The following is a 1,770-nucleotide window of genomic DNA, read 5'->3' on the forward strand; positions in this document are numbered from 1 at the left end:
TAAACTCCCTCAATAAAGAAAGGAAAATCTCACGATTTCTTCGTTTTTCTTAGATTTTCATAGTAGTTTATTTACTAGTAATTGCTTTTTAGGTGGGTAAATATCACTGGAAAGGATAAAATTGGACTAAAAAAGAAAAAAGACTCATAACCCACTACCCAATTACTTGCACAAATTGGTAAATGAGTAAAAATATGATCGCACTGGTGGATGTCCACATTTCTCATGGAGGTCAACCCTCCCATGCCTCACAGAGTCTTCGCTCTCAAATTCCTTCGTCCAACCTTTCCATGAGGTGGATGTCAGCCATGCTGCCCCACAGGGTCCTGCCCGTAATTTAGTTGCTTTTCGACTAATCCGTGCTTCAAATGTACCCGTCCTACAAAACACACAACTACTAATTTATCTAATATAAAAGAGAATTAAACTGCCATTTCTACCTTCTTTGATGCTGACAAATGAGGAATATCCTTTAACATCTTTTCTTCACTAAAATCAAACTGTTTTTTACCTATGCTAAAGAAAATACGGATCAGTTTATTACATAAAGCAATAAGGGACTGCATCTTCTTTAATGGATTATCAGGTCGTTGAGTATAGAAAGCGTGTAATGCTTTAAATGCTGAATTTTTGGCAACGAGTATCATACAAACCCTGAATAACAGAGCCCGGAGCTTTTTGCGTCCCCTCTTTGTGATGGTTGTTTTTCCTTTGTGCTTACCAGAGGTATTTTCTTTTAAACTTAAGCCAGCCAGCTTAATAATTTGTCTGGGATGAGTATATTCACGAAGATCACCAACTTCCGCAAAGAAGCCGGCAACTGTATCCCTTCCCACACCTTTTATGGCTAACATTTGTGGTACACCTGGTATTTCATCAAGTAAACAATCTATTTTTGCATCCAATTCTTCGAATTTTAACTGGATTAATTCATATTTAGCTAGAAGCGTTTTTAGCTCCAATTTAGCCATTTCGGAGCCTTGTCGAAGTCCGATGGACTTACTGGCTGCTTGCTTTAACTCCCGAATCTTATTAATTCCCACACTCCGAGTTACGGATTTTCTTAGATGGGAGAGCAGTTCATGTTCAGTGAAATTTACTATTTCATGCGGTAAGGCATATAGCTTTAAGAATTGTAACGCTGCCTTGCCTTCCCACTTCTTAAAGACCGTTAGAAATTCTGGAAAGTACCGGTCAATCCAGTTGTGAACCTGTCCTTGGACCGTTTGAAGATCCTCTGTTAAAAGATCGCGTATTTTCTTTGCCACCCGTAGTTCTGCATAAACTCCCTGTGGTATCGTTGGTTCGGCATACCTTCCGTCTTTGACCAGCTGGGCAATGACTTTAGCGTCTTTCACATCATTCTTAGTAGGTGAGTTATCATCTAGTTCCTTGCTTTTCTTCACGTGCAAGGGGTTTACTGCCACAAATTTAATCTCATTTTCTTTTAAAATATGAGCCAGGTTAAACCAATAGTGACCGGTTGGTTCCATTCCAACCACTACTTTATCCATGCTTTGTTCTTCCTTAATTTCCGAAATCCACTTAAGAAAATTCTCGAATCCCTCTTTTTTATTTTCAAAATAACAAGGGGATCCAAACTCTATTCCTCTAAAATCCTGGGCACGTGCCACATGCTTAAATTTTGCAATATCCACCCCTATAATCAGGGTTTGAGAAGTAATTTGAGCAATCTTCTTATTTTGGTTATAATTCATTTTAAATCCTCCTGGTATTTGAGTGTTGTCCTTTTCGCTGGGGAGCTTTAGG

1 protein-coding gene is annotated in these 1,770 nt (G+C 38.7%); it reads right to left on the reverse strand.

Annotated features, from left to right (window positions below; all coding sequences use genetic code 11):
- Positions 1–422: 422 nt before the first annotated feature.
- The gene (locus AC59HZ_RS31210; protein ID WP_496549590.1) at positions 423–1,718 is read right to left on the reverse strand and encodes an IS110 family RNA-guided transposase; all 1,296 of its coding nucleotides are present in this window, start codon (positions 1,716–1,718) and stop codon (positions 423–425) included.
- Positions 1,719–1,770 lie beyond the last annotated feature (52 nt).

This window comes from Neobacillus sp. DZ-9 (assembly GCF_059587065.1).

Coding starts and splice junctions, on each gene's coding strand:
- AC59HZ_RS31210 (WP_496549590.1), bottom strand. CDS start 1,718: ATGAATTATAACCAAAATAAGAAGATTGCTCAAATTACTTCTCAAACC.